The organism is Cellvibrio sp. pealriver (assembly GCF_001183545.1).
In the GTDB taxonomy this organism is placed as follows: Bacteria; Pseudomonadota; Gammaproteobacteria; order Pseudomonadales; family Cellvibrionaceae; genus Cellvibrio.
The window spans coordinates 3,656,233-3,671,704 of the sequence record NZ_KQ236688.1 but is presented as its reverse complement, the minus strand read 5'-3'; the positions used below and the strand labels follow the sequence as shown (position 1 = coordinate 3,671,704).

Sequence of the window (15,472 nt, the reverse complement as noted above, 5' to 3'; positions counted from 1 at the left end):
CAGCTATGAAACAACTTATCAAGCAATGCGTTATTAGTGCAGCCAATCAATTTGGTCCACATCGCTTTGCCGGATTTGGGCGCGACCCACAGCTCTGGGTGTTGATGTATCACCGGATTTTGCCTAAAGACGATATTCGCTACAGTTTGGAAGAGCCGGGAATGATAGTGACTCCCGAAACATTCTCGTTACATTTACGCCAGTTGAAATTACATTTTGATGTAATGGATTTGAGCGAATGGCTGCAATTACGTGCAAGCGGAAAATCACTTCCACGCCGCGCCTGCGCGATTACCTTTGACGACGGATGGTACGATAATTACGAATTCGCGTTACCGATAATCCAACAGGAGCAAGTGCCGGCCACCCTGTTTGCTGTGGTAGAAAAAATGGGCACTGACTTCCAGTTCTGGCCCAATTTGGTCAGCGCGTTATTGGCAAGCAACGCAACCAAAGCGATGGCAGAACATCCGGTTTTCGCGCTTGCGCTACAGCAGGTTCCATCGGTAACCGACACCAGTGACCGCGAATATATGGCTGCCGTTATTCGCACCCTCAAACAATTCAGCGATGCTGATATTTTTGCAGCACTGGATGCTATTGAATGGCAACAACATCTCGCATTTGCGCTTCCACGGGGACTGATGAGCTGGGATGAACTGCGCACTATGGTGAATTCAGGCTGGCTAAAAGTCGGGTCGCATACCTGTAACCATAAGCGCCTCAACAACGCATTGCCCACAGCTGACATTATGCATGAGGTGGTTGACAGCAAAGCCTTGCTCACTCAACAACTGCCACAGGCAATAGATATTTTTTGTTTTCCAAATGGTGATTACAACGCAACAGCATTGGAAGCTGTACGCAATACTTACACTGCAGCAGTAACCACCCAGCGCGGAATTGTGAATGCGCGCACCACCCCGGCTCATCAACTCTGCCGCATTGGTTTACATGAAAATGTTAGCCATTCGGCGCGTTTGTTGGGTGCGCGTTTATCAGGGTGGACTTGATTCATGAGTGCGTTTCTCTATCGAACACTCACATCGCGCCCAATCGCATCATTGATGAACATGCTTGTAGGGCATTACGTCACTATTTATATGATTCATCGTCCGCGTCCGCTTGATGGCGCTTATGATGGTGTAAGCCCTGAACTATTAGAACAGTGCATTCTATATGCAAAAGCCGCCGGATTTGAATTTGCTTCAGTAGACGAAGTAATTGAAAAGGCGCTGGCAAAACAAAAACCGAAACACCCTACACTGTGTTTTACACTCGATGATGGCTATCAGGATCAACTGGATCAATTAGTCCCTGTTTTATTAAAGCATCAATGCAAACCAACACTGTTTACCATCATCGATATGGTAGAGGGTATTGATTGGCCCTGGGACTCCAGGATCAGCGATGCAATTTGGAATGCCCGTCAATCCCAGCTGAATTTTCATTTCAACAATCAAACATTTGTACTGGATTTTAGTACACCAGAAAAAAAGCGTATTAGTCGTCGAGAGCTTACGCGTTTTGGAAAAAGCTTACCGGCAAATCAACTCGACCAATACGTCGCTTCACTATTGAATGCGCTCGATGTTGATCCACATAAACCCGCTCCATCGAACTACAAGCCAAGCAGTTGGAATAGTTTGCGCCAGGCAGAAAAAGCTGGCTTACGTATTGGCTCTCATGCCTGCAGCCACAGGGTATTTTCTGCTTTGTCGGACACACAAATTAAAAGCGAATTACAACGAGCACACGATTTACTTGCACATGAATTGGAAAACCCTTCACGGGTATTTTGTTATCCATCAGGAAGAGCGTTGAGCGATTTTTCCGAACAGCATACCGAACTGGTCAAAAACACGAATTTTTTTATCGGCGCAGTGACGTCCATGCCAGGCAATATTAGCTTGCGACAAATTGAACAACAGCCGTTTCTGGTTAATCGGCACAGCTTTCCCGCGAGTTTCGAAAAATTTGTCCGCTACTCATCTTGGCTGGAATATATTCGCAGTCGCATTTAATTTTGATTGGCAATGAGAGTAACAATGGAACAACAGCTCCACGAACTAAAATCACTAAAGACCCAGAAAGGAATCATCTCGGGCAAATTCAAACATTTGCAAAAAAATACGCCCGAGCACACGCAACAATTGGCATTAATGAAGGAAATTTCACAAAAAATTGCCCAGCTGGAAGCCGATATAAAAAAAGCAGCTGAAATAAAAAATGCCGCACCAGAAATTACGCTAGCTAAGCCGAAATCTACACACGCGTTCTCGTTGATTGATAAAGAACATAACTGGAATAACGAAATACGTATTACATTAGTAGAGTTCGACTTGGTGAGCGATTGGGCGGAGTTTATACGGAATAACAAAACTACGCTGCCAAGCCATAACCCTGCTTGGGCACAGGTCGTTAAAAAAACTTTTGGTCATCAATCATTCATTCTTTGCGCTCGCTCAATCACTGGGGATCTACTCGGCGGAATTCCATTTACTGTTTTTTCATCGCCATTATTTGGAAAGTTTGGTGTTTCCATGCCTTATTTAAACTATGGTGGCGTAGTGAGTGAATATAACGATGTTTGTATGTCTCTAATGCAATCACTCGACGGTGTACGTGCACAACTTGGATTGCAACACATTGAAATACGCAGTATTCATGAAGGGCTCGGTGACAACCCATCAACCAAAAAAGCCTCTATGTTATTGCGCTTACCAACAGATGATGAATCGCTCGATAAAACACTAGGCAGTAAAATCCGTGCACAGTATAAAAAAGCTGATGAATTTTCACCCCAAGTGAAAATCGGCAAACAGGAATTACTCGATGATTTTTATCGGGTCTTCTCAGAGAACATGCGTGATCTCGGAACACCGGTATACGCGAAAACATGGTTTGCAAACATTCTCAACCACGATGATTTGGATGCGAACATTATTATTGTCTACATCAATAAAAAACCTGTTTCATGTGGTTTTTTAGTGAGCTATGGAACACTAATGGAGATCCCTTGGGCTTCGACCTTAAAATCAGCCAATAAATACAATACCAACATGTGGATGTACCGAAAAATCTTATCGTTTGCCATTCAAAAAGGCTGTGTATATTTTGACTTTGGTAGATCAACACTGGATGCAGGTACTTACAAATTTAAAAAACAATGGGGGGCAGAACCCTGTCAGCATTATTGGTACTGCGTGTTGCCTCCAAACACACCCAGACCAGAAATGAACCCCGATAATCCCAAGCTAAAAATATTTGTCGCTTTGTGGAAGTGGCTGCCTTTATGGGCAGCGAATTTACTGGGGCCTCATATTATTAAAGGAATACCTTAACCCCCAGTTACTCAATTAAGGCTTCTGTAGGCTTTTGATTCGATTGAGCAGATTATTTGCCAAATACAATACCTGCAGCCATCTGCTGCGCACAAGCATCAAGCTAACCAGTGTGGTACTGTGCGTAGCAAGTGACTTTTTGTAATCGCTATTCTTGCCATTACCTGCCATAAAATCATAATAATCTGCACCAGAGGAAAATGCTTTCTCTAGTTGAAAACCAAAATGTAGCGTTCCAAGCGAAATACCATCTTGGAACTTTTCACGATAACCCGATTGGATATTATAAATTCTGCCTAGATACGACAAATCCAATACTGCAGATATTGCATCATCATTACAATAGATAATAGACAAGTCCGGCCTGCCACCAGCAAGCGCAATCTGATTTAAAAAGCGCGTGATTTGTACTCGATTACGCCCTGAATAACAGGGTCGCCCCCAACGCTGCAGATGAAATTGATTTAACACATCAATAAATGCGTCGACGTTTGGCCAGAGATTTTCTATCCGGATATCGCCCAACAAAAAAAGCTTTTTTCGTTTGTTAAATAACTTTAATCGAGTATTGCTACCCAATCCTTTCAGGTAATCCACAAATGTATTGTGCTTAAGCTGAACAGCATAGCTTATTGATTGATCCCGGATAATCAGCTTTACATTTTCTTCATGTGCAATTTTGCAAAACTCATGATATTCATCAGACCCTAAGATAACATCAGGAATATAAAACTGATCCCAATCAAACCTCAAAGCGGACCGAATGAGTGCACCAACATGTTTTTTATCTTGATTAAAGTATTCGCTTCTTAAGCTCGGACTAGCGGGTGTTGATATGCCAGCAGAGAAAAGCGTTATTAGTTTTATACACGCTAATTTTTTTAGCTGGTAAGTATAAAAACCATCGCGACAATTTTCAGGATCAGCGTGCCTTTGCAGTGCAATAATATCAACACAATCTGACCACGCATCTTGCCAAGCATCGACCCATTCATGACTAGCAAAAATGCCGGGGTAATTAGTAGCGGGGAAAAAATCAGACATACCGGTAATTTCGATGCTATAAAAAGAAAATCGCGAGCCACAAAACTGCAGACTCGCGATTTTGTCGTGGCTATTGACGACTCTTGGCTTCTTTTAAGTGATCTATTATTTCTTTGTTGTCAGGCTCAAGCTGTACTGCCTTGGAGAGTATCTCAATACCTTTTGCCAGCTCGCCTCTTTCTACCAAAATCCATCCATAAGTATCGGCAATAGGTGCGCTATTAGGTGCCATCTCATAAGCTTTTTTGGCATATTCCAACGCACGAGGATCTTTACGCTCGTAGTATAACCACGCCAAATTATTAAGCGCAGCTGGCATGTTCGGATTTAATGCAACTGATTTTTCGTACCATGTCAGGGCATCATCCATATTGTTTTTGCCTTGCGCCGTAACTGCCATCATTAAAGAAGCCGCTTTACTTTCTGGAATTTTTTCAATCCAGGATGAAAGAAATTCTTCTGCTTTGGATTTATCGTCCGCTTTTTGATAATAAGCAAAAATTTGCTCGGCAACAGATTCCATTGGTTTGGCAGACCAAGAATCAAGATAGAGCTGTATCCCTTCTTCTTTCTTATCTTCGGCAAAACGAATCAAACCCTGCAAAAATAAACGTTCGCCTTCGTTCTCTGGCACCTTGATAAATTGATCAAGCAGTTTTTGCGCCTCTGGAATATTCTTTGCGGCGATTTCAGTTTCAATAAGATTACCTAGAAAGCTAGCATTTTCCGGTTGTAGTTTTACTGCTTTCATTAAACTTTCGCGAGCCTCAGGTAATTTATTTTGGCTCCTAAATTGAACGCCTTGCACTCTGTAAAGATTTGCGGTTAGCTGTTTAACATTCGCATTTTGATTACTACGTTCTAATGCCAATTCAGCATGTTTTATTGCCTTACCCAGCTCTTTCATTGAAGCATAGAGCTGCGCAAGCACAATTGAAGGCTCCCAGCGCAAAGTCTTTTCTTCCAATCCATTCAAAAAGACCAATGCATCAGAGTCGCGATTAAGCTTACGCATCTGAGCTAACCAACGAGAATAGCCAACAACCATTCCAGGATCTTCTTGTAATGCAAACTGCCATGCAGTGATCGATTTTTGCACTTGATCTTGTGCTTCATATAATTGGGCAAGACCTGCATACGCAAGATTTTTTTCCCTGCTATCGCTTACGGCAATAGCTCTCTCGAATTGCTGCTCAGCAGCCTTATAATTTTTTTGTTGGAATTGATACCAACCATCAAAAAAGTATCCTCGTGAGCTATCCGGGTTTTTATCTTTGTATCGATTAATTTCTTCTTCAAGCTTTTCCGACTGCTCATTACCTAACAAAGCCTTGAAATAAGATTGCTGAATATAAAAGTCATCAGGTTGTTCTTGATAAGCTTTTTGCAATTGCGCCACTGCTTGTTCTTGCTGCCCCAACGCTATGTGCCGATTTGCGAGTGCAATCCGGATACGCTGTTGCCTTGGATCGAGCGCAAGGCTTTTTTCTAACACAATCACACCTTCTGAACTCTTTGGATCCTTATCGAGTAAAGCCAATCCATAAGTTGCAAGCACAACCGGATTATTAGGTTGGCTATCAGCAGATTTTTTTAGTAGAGCAACAGCGTCATCAATTTGATTATTACGAAACTTGACCAGCGCGGCAGCTTGCAGCACTGAAGGGGTTACGGTTTCAGGATCAATAAATTCATCAAATAAGTCTTCCGCTTTACGATTGGATCCTTGTTGATATTCGATTAAGCCTAATAATGTGCCGGTGTTTTTATCGTTAGGAAATTGCTCTCTTAACTCACGCAGAATAACCTCAGCTTCTGCATATTTACCTTGTTGATACAGTTCCATCGCATCATTAAATCGCTGCTGCGCTGCGCTGCCTTCGGGATTGGATTCTGCAAGAAGTTTTTGATAAGTATAAGCTTCGCTAGTGCGCCCCAACTGAATTAACACATCCGTTAGTAAGCTTATTATTTGACTTCTCTTGGTGTTGATTATGTCAGTTTTCTTGAGCTGCCCAAGTGCCTGGGTAAGATTACGCTCGGCTCCCTCAAGATCTTTAAGATAGAGACTAACATTGGCCATTGTGAAAAGCACATCGACATTTTCAGGCTCAGCTTCCAACACTTCAGTCAGAACTACTTTTGCATTTTCTATTTCGCCTTTTGAAACAAGATAACTGGCAGTGATGAACTTTGCCTCACTCTCTTTCCCTCCGACAGCAACAAATTCTTTCAATGCAATTTCATAGCCCTCTCTATTGCCAAGATAGATGTTGGACATTGCATTCAACCAGGACTGACGCTGCCTATCTTCCTGTCGAGATGCATCAGCAGGATAAGAAGTAATAGTGTTAATTGCAGTAAGATATTTTCTATTAAGGAAATGTGCATTCGCCAATTCGGTCGATACCTCTGGCAATTTATCAACGATTGGCGACAGCATTGATTGCGTAGCGCTGCTAGCACCGATTTCGTTATAAATCCGCGCAAGACTGATATATCCTTCAGGCGACTCAGGCATCAATTGAATGGCATTTTTTGCCTCGATAATTGCAGCCCTGTACTGCCCTTGCTCTTGATATACTTTTGCAGAGCTGACATGGCGCTTTGAGTCTTCAATATTTTTTTCTTGTTTATCGCTACATGCAGCAAAAGTTATACAGAGCGAGATAACTATTATTTTCGAAATGCTGTTCATTGTCTTCACCTGTCTGTCGGTATTATTCCTATCTACACTCTTTTTAAAATTACTAACTCAATCTTAAAAGCTATACCCTAAACCAATACTGTAAACATTTTCTTTGTAGGTTCCGTATTCATTTTCACCGTCATCCTTGGCTTTTCTGTCTTCATTTCTTGCACCCAAACGCGCACTAAGACCATTATCAAAATAATATACATATTCAACTGAAACAGTATTAAGTTCATAGTCGCGAATAGTGGATTGATTGTCGAAATCGACATCAGACTTAACAATGCTGAGCGATAAATTTGAAGCAGATGAGAAGGTGTAAGTAAAACGTCCACGAGCATAAGCACTCAACGATGTTTCATCTTTTTCAAGATAATCATCTTCGACGCCAGAAATTCCGACGAAAAATTGGCAGCGCGCACAAATAATGGATGTTTGCCAGCTCAAATTTGCACTGGATCGATCTATTTTATTTACTGTCTGCGTTAGACCATCACTGCTTGGTACACCAGATACTCCCTCCAGATTACCGTTTCCGATTGATGTATCTGTCAGCACACGACTTGCACTCAAGTCGAACTGATTAAAGCCACTAAGGTAACTGACAGATAATAAATATGAAGGTGCGCCATTTTTCTCACCATCTTCTGGTTTACTCTGGTTATATCCAAGTTCCAGACCGTATTTTAATTTACGCAACTCAACACCATAAGCCAGCATTGCACTGGAAAACGTGTAGTCTGCGATAGGAAAGTGCTCAAAGCTGATTTTTTGTTGCCTGGTATTTAGACGTAAAAGACTGACCGGTGATAAAGGGTGCAACCAACCCAGTGCGACACCATCTCGCTGTGAGTCCTGTAACTCATTATCAGGAAAGCTTATCTGCATGAATTCACCTGAGAGAAAAAGCCTATCTGCTTTAAAAATTCTTGCTCTTATCTCAGGCAACACCGAGATCATCTCACGCTCTTGTTCATTTTCAGCAAGAGCTACTGCATCAGGTGTAATTAATAGAATTCTACGAGAGTGATTCAATTCGAGTGCTAGCGGATCTTCTTCTTTGCCAAAAACAACATTGGAATTACCTTCCGCATATCGATCATCAGTTTGTGATTGCTCAGCGTATTGACGTGAAACCCATTCATACTTGGCTTTTGCATCAACCAACCAATTTGTGTAGTCAGCGGTAAGCCCCGCCCGGTAAAGATCCTGACGCTCCTCTATTGGATCCTCCTGGGTTTTTAACGTGTTATCTGAAAACAAGCTTGTTGCTGACAGAGTACCTTTAATATCATTAGCATGTGGGGAGCTACAGAATAATGAAAGGATTACTAATGGATAGCGACTTTTACTGAGTATTTTTTTGCTGCGCATGACCCGCCTCACTCATCAATGATTGAAAACAAGACCAGCAAATTTCTCTTTCCCTACCGCGTCTACTGCAGAGAGAACCTCATCGGCAACCACTTTTCCAAACGGCACAACTAATAAGGCATGATCACAATACTTCGCCAAAATTCTCGCTTCAGTTGATTGTTGAATTGAGGGGGCATCGAGCACGATAAATCTATCAGGGTAACGCGACTTTATTTCTGCTACCAAAACTTCCATTCGTTTTGAGTTAAAAAATTCAGCAGCAGATTCACTTGCTCCCCCTGAAGGAATAACACGTAGCCGCTCAACACCACTAGGATAAATAATATTTTTCAGGGGAACAGTGTAGTCTGTTAAATAGCTCGACAACCCTGCAGTTATGTCGCACGTTACGTACTTATCGACATCAGAATTATAAGGATTGCAATCAACGAACAAAGCCGTTTTATGCTGATCCAGCGCAAATGTAGCCGCAAGATTAAAACTGAAATAACTAGAGGGCGCATCCATCGCAACGGAGGAAACTAACACGACCATGTTATCCGAATGGTGCCGACTCAATAGCTTAATCCGCACCTCACGAAATGCATTCAACACATCACGCTGGCGCATGCCGGTAAAAACAATTTTCTTTTCATAGAGCTCATCCTGAGTCCATAGCTGCGGCATTTCCATATTTTTAATTTTTTCGCGCTTGCGGTGCTCCATTACTGCACTTTTTACCAAGTGATCGCTTGCCTCAACGAGCGCATCAACATCATCCATCAGTTGAGTTAAGTTTTTTTCTTTTCGCGTGTCCATTGTTCCATCCTGACAATCAATAGGTTCAACCTTTGGCAACCAACCAATAGATGACAATTGCTAGATAACAAATCATTCCAACTGCCGCCACCGAGAAAATCAATAGAACATCCTTTTTAAGCAGCCGTTCACCAATGGGTGATTTGTAGTGAGGCACCACACCTATTACTTCTATGTCAGGTGGTAATTGCTTTTGTAAAACCCTTGCCGAGCGCACATGAGGGTCAACGAGTATAAATAAAATTAATAATCCCAATGGGAACAACAACCCTATAAAGGGACCTACTAATGCGAAGTGGATAAAGTGCAAACCCGATGGTTTTAATGGGAAGGCAGCAGGCTCCTGTATACGATAAGATACTCCCTGCCCTTCGATATCAAGCGTCATAGAAATACGAGCCGTCTCCTTACGCTGCAACATCTCTTCATACACTTTTTTCGTCACATCATAGTCACGAGTCAAATCCGAAAGTGTCGCTTGATTGGCAGCAATACGCTGCTGTCTCGCATATTCATCTTCTTGCAACGAAAGCAATGACTGCATTCTTCTTTTTTGCGATCGTAAACTCACATCAGCATCAGCAAGCTGCTTACGCAACTCTTCATAAAGGGGGTTCTGCACTTTGTCGGTGCTGCCATAGACTTCTCCACCCGACTGTTGGATTTTACCAATCGCAGTGTCCAATTCACTGATTTGTGCGCGAATCGAAACCACATCTGGATAATTTTCCTGATAACTCAGCAGCATCTGCTCCAATTGCGAGCTCAGAGCTTGCCGACGTTGCTTTAATTCATCTATTTGCCCTTTAGTTTGCAAATATTGCCCTTCAGTATTTAATTGCTGCTCAATTGTTGTTATTCGCGATTGAGTTTCTTCTATGGTTATTTTTAAACCTTCGATCTCTTGACGCAAAGATGCTATGCGAGCACTCACTGCGTCCTCACTACCATCGGTGTTTTTGGATTTAAACTCTTTTAATTTTTCCTCTGCTGACTCCAGTTGCTTTTTGTAAGTTTGAACCTGAGCATCGATAAAATTATAAGCACCAACGCTTTCGTCACGCTTTCGCTTTGCCGTATCCTCAATGAACACATTAACAACTGCATTTAAGATTTCAAAAGAACGATCAGGATTTGTCGCCGTGTAGCTAAGCTGAACATAATTTTCATTACGTTCGCGAGCAACCACCACTCCTGCCCGTAACTGGGCAACAATTGCATCCTGTTGTTCTTCTGTCGCACCATTTTGCAATAGGCCGGCCTGTTTAGCTGTTTCCAGCATTATCCGACGCGTATAAATAACTTCGCTGGCCTGTGCAGACCGGTCAATTTTGGTTATCTCTGCGCGCCCCTTAAGTAGGGGCTCAATAATATTAGTGACATCTGCAAACAACACTACTTTAGTAGTGTAATTTTTGGGCCAAATGAGGCCCACGAATAGAAATAGATAGGCCACTCCTAAAAACAACAGTGCACACCAAAACCGAAAACGGATTAGTTCTGCGCGCAGTGCAGCCAATAAATCTCTTAGATATGCTTTATCCATGAACTATCTCAATTGGTGTTTCAGGAATTTATAAGCCTGCTTTATTAAAAATTTCTCTCTGGCACGGTAACTATGTCAGACGGTTGCAACGCATAATTTGTTGCTACATCACCTTCATTGATCAAATCATCAAGCTTAATTGGATAGACTTTTAATTCGCCTCCCACTTTGCGATAAAGCTTCGCTTTATTGGCTGAGGCAAATTGATTGGTACCCCCAGCTAGCAAAACCAAATCCAGGACGGTCATACCCTCTCGATACGGGATAGATTGCGGATTGGCAACAGCACCGGTAATTCGGACTCGACGCTGGAAATCAGAGCTACTAGGATTTGCAACAATTACTGTAACTTGTGGGCTTCTGATAAACGTTGTAAGGCTCGCCGTAATATTTTTTGACAACTGCTCTGTCGTTAAATCTGCCGCCAAAACATCGCCGATCAATGGCATGGAAATCTTTCCATCAGGTCTAACAGGCACACTGAGAGATAATTCAGGATTGCGCCACACATTAATCGATAGCGCATCGCCAACACCTATTTTGTACTCTTCCAATACCGCTGCATCTGCAGCCGCAGGAGATTGCACCGATCTGTTACTACTACATCCGAAAAGAGTGGTGAACAACAAAAAGATTGAAATCACAAAATATCTGTTTTTCATTTAGAACATCCCTCAGTAATTAATCATGACAGTCGAGTGATTCATGCATCCAGTTATAAAAACACACCCTAGTGAACGCCCTTGCCCAATAAAATAATTTCTACCGTTTGAATCATGATGAGCATATCCATAAAAAAGCTATGATTCTTGGTGTAATAAAGATCGTATTGCAGCTTATTTTTCGCATCTTCTACAGAAGCGCCATAAGGGTATTTCAATTGAGCCCACCCCATTAGCCCAGGCTTAACTTTATGGCGCATTTCATAAAATGGTATTTGCTGAGCAAGCTCAGTAACAAATTCAGGCCTTTCGGGACGAGGGCCAATAAAACTCATATGACCGGCAAATACATTGTAAAGCTGTGGCAACTCATCCAAACGTGTATTTCTGATGAACGCACCGACACGTGTCACCCGCGAGTCATTTTTCTTTGCCCAAACCGCACCATTTTTTTCTGCGTCTTGTCTCATGCTGCGAAATTTATAAATACGAAACGCACGCCCATTAAGGCCAACACGTATTTGGTGGTACAACACAGCACCAGGACTTTCCAGCTTGACCGCTAATGCAGTAAGCAGCATAAGTGGCCATAGCAGGACTAAAAATACCGACGCCAACGCCAAGTCAAATAATCTTTTTGCTAGCATACGACGCTTCGAATATTTAAACCCATCGGAAAATAGCATCCAGCCCGGCTGTAATAGTGATATATCAATTTTACCGAGCTCACGCTCGCAAAAGCTCAATGCATCACTGGATGGAATACCCGCAAGCTTGCAGTCTAAAAATTGACTTAATGGAAACGCATCACCATTCGTGCGGCGGCGTTCATCGGGAGAAATCACAATTTCGGAAATCTGAAACTGCTTGGCAAATGACAACCAGTCTGAAGGCTCCTGAATAATCAAGGCAGCATCAACTTTTACAGGTTCATCTGCACTGGGGATACAACCTACAATTTTTACGCCCAACACATTAACATCAGGTGCCAGATCAATGAGTAGCTTATTGGCTTTGCTGCCCGCACCGTAAATCACAACTCGTCGTTTTAGCTGATCAACATCAACAATTTTGACAAAAATCCAACGGGATAAGCACACCATTATGGTGGATAACAAAACACTCCAGAAAATCAGTGACTGATTGATAAAGGAGCCATTGAACAACAAATTAATCAGATACAGAGATAGACTGCCCAGCAGGAAAAAACTCACCATTGTTCGCAGGACCATGCTGGAGAAACCTTCACGAACCAACGCAGTGTATACCCCCATGGATAGCGTACAGCAGCTCAACACCAAGGAGAGAGTGATGATTGGTAACCACGAAAAAGAGGGCGTGTTGGATATATCGCCAGCATTAGCATAGAAACCAAAATATTGGATTGCCCAGGCAACGCCGGCAACAATAAGCGCATCCACCACACCAAGGCAGAGATACGGTATGTGGATATAGTGTTTATTCAGACGAATATAGGACAAACCCGATTCCTTCAAGTTAATATGACAGAAATGTTTACAGCGCCGGATTATATCAAGATTTATGACAATATTTCGATTTATTCCCGCAGGAACTTTCCCCGCCACATAGACATAGCCAATTCGCATTTCAACTGACCGCTATCATTTAAAATTGAAGCAAATATGCTATTTTAGTGACCCATTTGTGGATCCAGTCCCGCTAAGGAATAATCATGTTTGCAAGCAACCCCAAGCTTTGTGTTATAGGCCTAGGCTATGTTGGCCTACCCCTCGCCGTTGAATTCGGCAAAAAAATTGCCACAATCGGTTTTGACATCAATCAGGTAAGAGTTGATGAACTGAGGAAAGGAACCGATCACACCCTGGAACTAACCGCAGAAGAGCTTCAGGCAGCAGATCAACTGGAATTTACCACCACAGAAGCGGACATCGCAGGTGCTGATGTTTATATTGTTACCGTACCCACCCCTATTAATAACAGCTATCAGCCTGACCTTACTCCATTAGAAAAAGCGTCCGCACTGCTCGGCAGGGTAATCAAGAAAAACGCCATCGTTATTTTTGAATCGACCGTTTACCCGGGCTGCACAGAAGAAATTTGCATTCCGATCATCGAGCAGACATCCGGTCTTGTGTTCAATCAAGATTTCTTTGCGGGGTACAGCCCTGAACGCATCAATCCCGGCGATAAACAAAGACGCATCCACAACATTGTCAAAATTACTTCGGGTTCAACACCTGAAACGGCAGACTATGTAGATTCGCTATACCGCAAAGTAGTGACCGTTGGAACCCACAAGGCTAGCAGCATCAAGGTTGCCGAGGCAGCCAAGGTGATCGAAAACACCCAGCGCGACCTCAATATCGCATTGGTGAATGAGCTTGCGTTGATTTTCAATCGCCTCGGAATAGACACATTGGAAGTGCTTGAAGCAGCCGGCACTAAATGGAATTTCTTGCCGTTCCGCCCCGGCCTGGTTGGCGGTCACTGCATTAGCGTTGACCCTTATTATCTGACACACAAAGCACAACAGGTAGGCTACTACCCTGAAGTCATACTTTCAGGTCGCCGTATCAATAACCGAATGGGCGCTTTCGTGGCCGATTCGGTCGTCAAGATGATGACCAAGCGTAAAGCCCATGTTGTAGATTCCAATGTGTTGATTATGGGATTGACCTTCAAAGAAAACTGCCCCGACCTGCGCAACACCGGTGTGATCGATATTATTGAAGAGATGCGCACTTATAACACCAACGTACAGATTTATGATCCCTGGGCTGATGCTGCTGAAGCAAAACACGAATATGGACTAGATCTAATCGATAAGCCTGTACCCGGCAGCTATCAGGCAATTATCATTTGTGTAGCGCACGATGTATTCCGCGAAATGGGTGCAGAAGGTATTCGTGCATTGGGTGCCCCTAACCACGTACTGTTCGATGTAAAACACATTCTTCCCAAAAATGCCGTAGACGCGCGACTGTAATATGAAAATTCTGGTGACCGGTACAGCTGGATTTATTGGTGCCGCGCTTGCCCAACAATTATTGGCGCGCGGCGATGAGGTTATAGGTGTCGATAACCTCAATGATTATTATGATGTGCAGCTAAAACAGTCACGCTTGGGTCTGCTAGCATCACAGCCTGGCTTTATGGATTTGCGTATCTCACTGGAAGATAAATTTGCAATAGATCAATTATTCAAAACGCATCAACCGCAACGAGTCGTTAATTTAGCAGCACAAGCGGGAGTACGTTATTCACTGAGCAACCCGCAAGCGTACATCGACTCCAATATCACAGGATTTTTGAACATTCTGGAAGCCTGCCGACATTTCGGCACAGAACATCTTGTGTATGCCTCCAGCAGCTCGGTTTACGGTGCCAACACCCAAATGCCGTTTGCGGAAAACCATAGCGTCAATCATCCAGTCAGCCTTTATGCTGCGACAAAAAAATCCAATGAATTAATGGCGCACACCTACAGCCATCTGTTCAAGATCCCAACCACCGGCTTGCGCTTTTTCACAGTTTATGGCCCATGGGGTCGCCCTGACATGGCTCCAATTTTGTTTGCAAACAAAATTGCACGCGGTGAGCCTATTGAGGTGTTTAATTACGGCAAACATCGGCGTGATTTTACCTATATCGATGATATTGTAGCCGGCATTATTCATACACTGGATAACCCGGCAAGACCAAATCATGGATGGGATAGCGCAAACCCAGATCCAGCCAGCTCTGCCGCCCCCTATCGCATCTACAATATCGGTTCTAATAACCCAGTTGAACTGCTGAAATTTATTGAACTTATGGAACAAGGGCTGGGGAAAACTGCAATCAAAAAGCTACTGCCCATGCAACCAGGCGATGTGCCCGATACCTATGCCAATGTCGATACGCTGATCCAATCTGTAGGCTACAAACCTCAAACCAGTATCGAGGATGGCGTTGCACGCTTTATCGAATGGTATCGCCACTACTACAAAATTTCCTGACGCTTATATTCAAAGCTTTAAAGGTCGCC

General features: G+C 43.1%; 12 protein-coding genes. 5 read left to right on the top strand and 7 right to left on the bottom strand.

The window, feature by feature from the left end:
- Positions 1-5: 5 nt before the first annotated feature.
- Genes VC28_RS16025 through VC28_RS16015 form a run of 3 tightly spaced genes read left to right on the top strand, consistent with a single transcriptional unit; the run spans position 6 to position 3,344 of the window.
- A complete protein-coding gene (locus tag VC28_RS16025; protein ID WP_049631529.1) occupies positions 6-1,013 on the top strand; it encodes a polysaccharide deacetylase family protein in 1,008 nt (335 codons plus the stop codon).
- Between the two features lie 3 nt (positions 1,014-1,016).
- The gene (locus VC28_RS16020; RefSeq protein ID WP_049631528.1) at positions 1,017-2,024 is read left to right on the top strand and encodes a polysaccharide deacetylase family protein; all 1,008 of its coding nucleotides are present in this window, start codon (positions 1,017-1,019) and stop codon (positions 2,022-2,024) included.
- Positions 2,025-2,048: 24 nt separating this feature from the next.
- Complete coding sequence (locus tag VC28_RS16015) at positions 2,049-3,344, top strand: FemAB family XrtA/PEP-CTERM system-associated protein (RefSeq protein WP_049631527.1); 1,296 nt, start codon at positions 2,049-2,051, stop codon at positions 3,342-3,344.
- Positions 3,345-3,359: 15 nt separating this feature from the next.
- Here the strand turns inward: VC28_RS16015 and VC28_RS16010 are convergent, their stop codons facing one another.
- From VC28_RS16010 to VC28_RS15980, 7 genes are all read right to left on the bottom strand, one after another.
- The gene (locus VC28_RS16010; protein WP_049631526.1) at positions 3,360-4,388 is read right to left on the bottom strand and encodes a GNAT family N-acetyltransferase; all 1,029 of its coding nucleotides are present in this window, start codon (positions 4,386-4,388) and stop codon (positions 3,360-3,362) included.
- Positions 4,389-4,458: 70 nt separating this feature from the next.
- The gene (locus tag VC28_RS16005; RefSeq protein ID WP_049631525.1) at positions 4,459-7,086 is read right to left on the bottom strand and encodes a tetratricopeptide repeat protein; all 2,628 of its coding nucleotides are present in this window, start codon (positions 7,084-7,086) and stop codon (positions 4,459-4,461) included.
- A gap of 63 nt (positions 7,087-7,149) precedes the next feature.
- Positions 7,150-8,454 (bottom strand): hypothetical protein, encoded by a 1,305-nt coding sequence (locus VC28_RS16000; RefSeq protein WP_049631524.1) that lies wholly within the window; start codon positions 8,452-8,454, stop codon positions 7,150-7,152.
- A 15-nt stretch (positions 8,455-8,469) separates the two neighbouring features.
- Positions 8,470-9,255, bottom strand: a complete 786-nt coding sequence (locus VC28_RS15995) for a tyrosine-protein kinase family protein (protein WP_049631523.1) — start codon at positions 9,253-9,255, stop codon at positions 8,470-8,472.
- 25 nt (positions 9,256-9,280) lie between these two features.
- Entirely contained in the window at positions 9,281-10,801 is a 1,521-nt protein-coding gene (locus VC28_RS15990; RefSeq protein ID WP_049631522.1) for an XrtA system polysaccharide chain length determinant, read from the bottom strand.
- Positions 10,802-10,845: 44 nt separating this feature from the next.
- A complete protein-coding gene (locus VC28_RS15985; RefSeq protein WP_082191574.1) occupies positions 10,846-11,463 on the bottom strand; it encodes an XrtA/PEP-CTERM system exopolysaccharide export protein in 618 nt (205 codons plus the stop codon).
- A 68-nt stretch (positions 11,464-11,531) separates the two neighbouring features.
- Complete coding sequence (locus VC28_RS15980) at positions 11,532-13,070, bottom strand: TIGR03013 family XrtA/PEP-CTERM system glycosyltransferase (RefSeq protein ID WP_082191573.1); 1,539 nt, start codon at positions 13,068-13,070, stop codon at positions 11,532-11,534.
- Positions 13,071-13,156: 86 nt separating this feature from the next.
- On the opposite strand from VC28_RS15980, the gene tviB reads away from it, so the two are divergent.
- Together tviB and VC28_RS15970 are read left to right on the top strand one after the other, a co-directional pair.
- On the top strand, positions 13,157-14,431 hold the full coding sequence (gene tviB / locus VC28_RS15975) for a Vi polysaccharide biosynthesis UDP-N-acetylglucosamine C-6 dehydrogenase TviB (RefSeq protein ID WP_049631520.1): 1,275 nt from the start codon (positions 13,157-13,159) through the stop codon (positions 14,429-14,431).
- 1 nt (position 14,432) lies between these two features.
- Entirely contained in the window at positions 14,433-15,443 is a 1,011-nt protein-coding gene (locus VC28_RS15970; RefSeq protein ID WP_049631519.1) for an NAD-dependent epimerase, read from the top strand.
- The last annotated feature ends 29 nt before the right edge of the window (positions 15,444-15,472 follow it).

Coding starts and splice junctions, on each gene's coding strand:
- VC28_RS16025 (WP_049631529.1), top strand. CDS start 6: ATGAAACAACTTATCAAGCAATGCGTTATTAGTGCAGCCAATCAATTT.
- VC28_RS16020 (WP_049631528.1), top strand. CDS start 1,017: ATGAGTGCGTTTCTCTATCGAACACTCACATCGCGCCCAATCGCATCA.
- VC28_RS16015 (WP_049631527.1), top strand. CDS start 2,049: ATGGAACAACAGCTCCACGAACTAAAATCACTAAAGACCCAGAAAGGA.
- VC28_RS16010 (WP_049631526.1), bottom strand. CDS start 4,388: ATGTCTGATTTTTTCCCCGCTACTAATTACCCCGGCATTTTTGCTAGT.
- VC28_RS16005 (WP_049631525.1), bottom strand. CDS start 7,086: ATGAACAGCATTTCGAAAATAATAGTTATCTCGCTCTGTATAACTTTT.
- VC28_RS16000 (WP_049631524.1), bottom strand. CDS start 8,454: ATGCGCAGCAAAAAAATACTCAGTAAAAGTCGCTATCCATTAGTAATC.
- VC28_RS15995 (WP_049631523.1), bottom strand. CDS start 9,255: ATGGACACGCGAAAAGAAAAAAACTTAACTCAACTGATGGATGATGTT.
- VC28_RS15990 (WP_049631522.1), bottom strand. CDS start 10,801: ATGGATAAAGCATATCTAAGAGATTTATTGGCTGCACTGCGCGCAGAA.
- VC28_RS15985 (WP_082191574.1), bottom strand. CDS start 11,463: ATGAAAAACAGATATTTTGTGATTTCAATCTTTTTGTTGTTCACCACT.
- VC28_RS15980 (WP_082191573.1), bottom strand. CDS start 13,070: ATGCGAATTGGCTATGTCTATGTGGCGGGGAAAGTTCCTGCGGGAATA.
- tviB (WP_049631520.1), top strand. CDS start 13,157: ATGTTTGCAAGCAACCCCAAGCTTTGTGTTATAGGCCTAGGCTATGTT.
- VC28_RS15970 (WP_049631519.1), top strand. CDS start 14,433: ATGAAAATTCTGGTGACCGGTACAGCTGGATTTATTGGTGCCGCGCTT.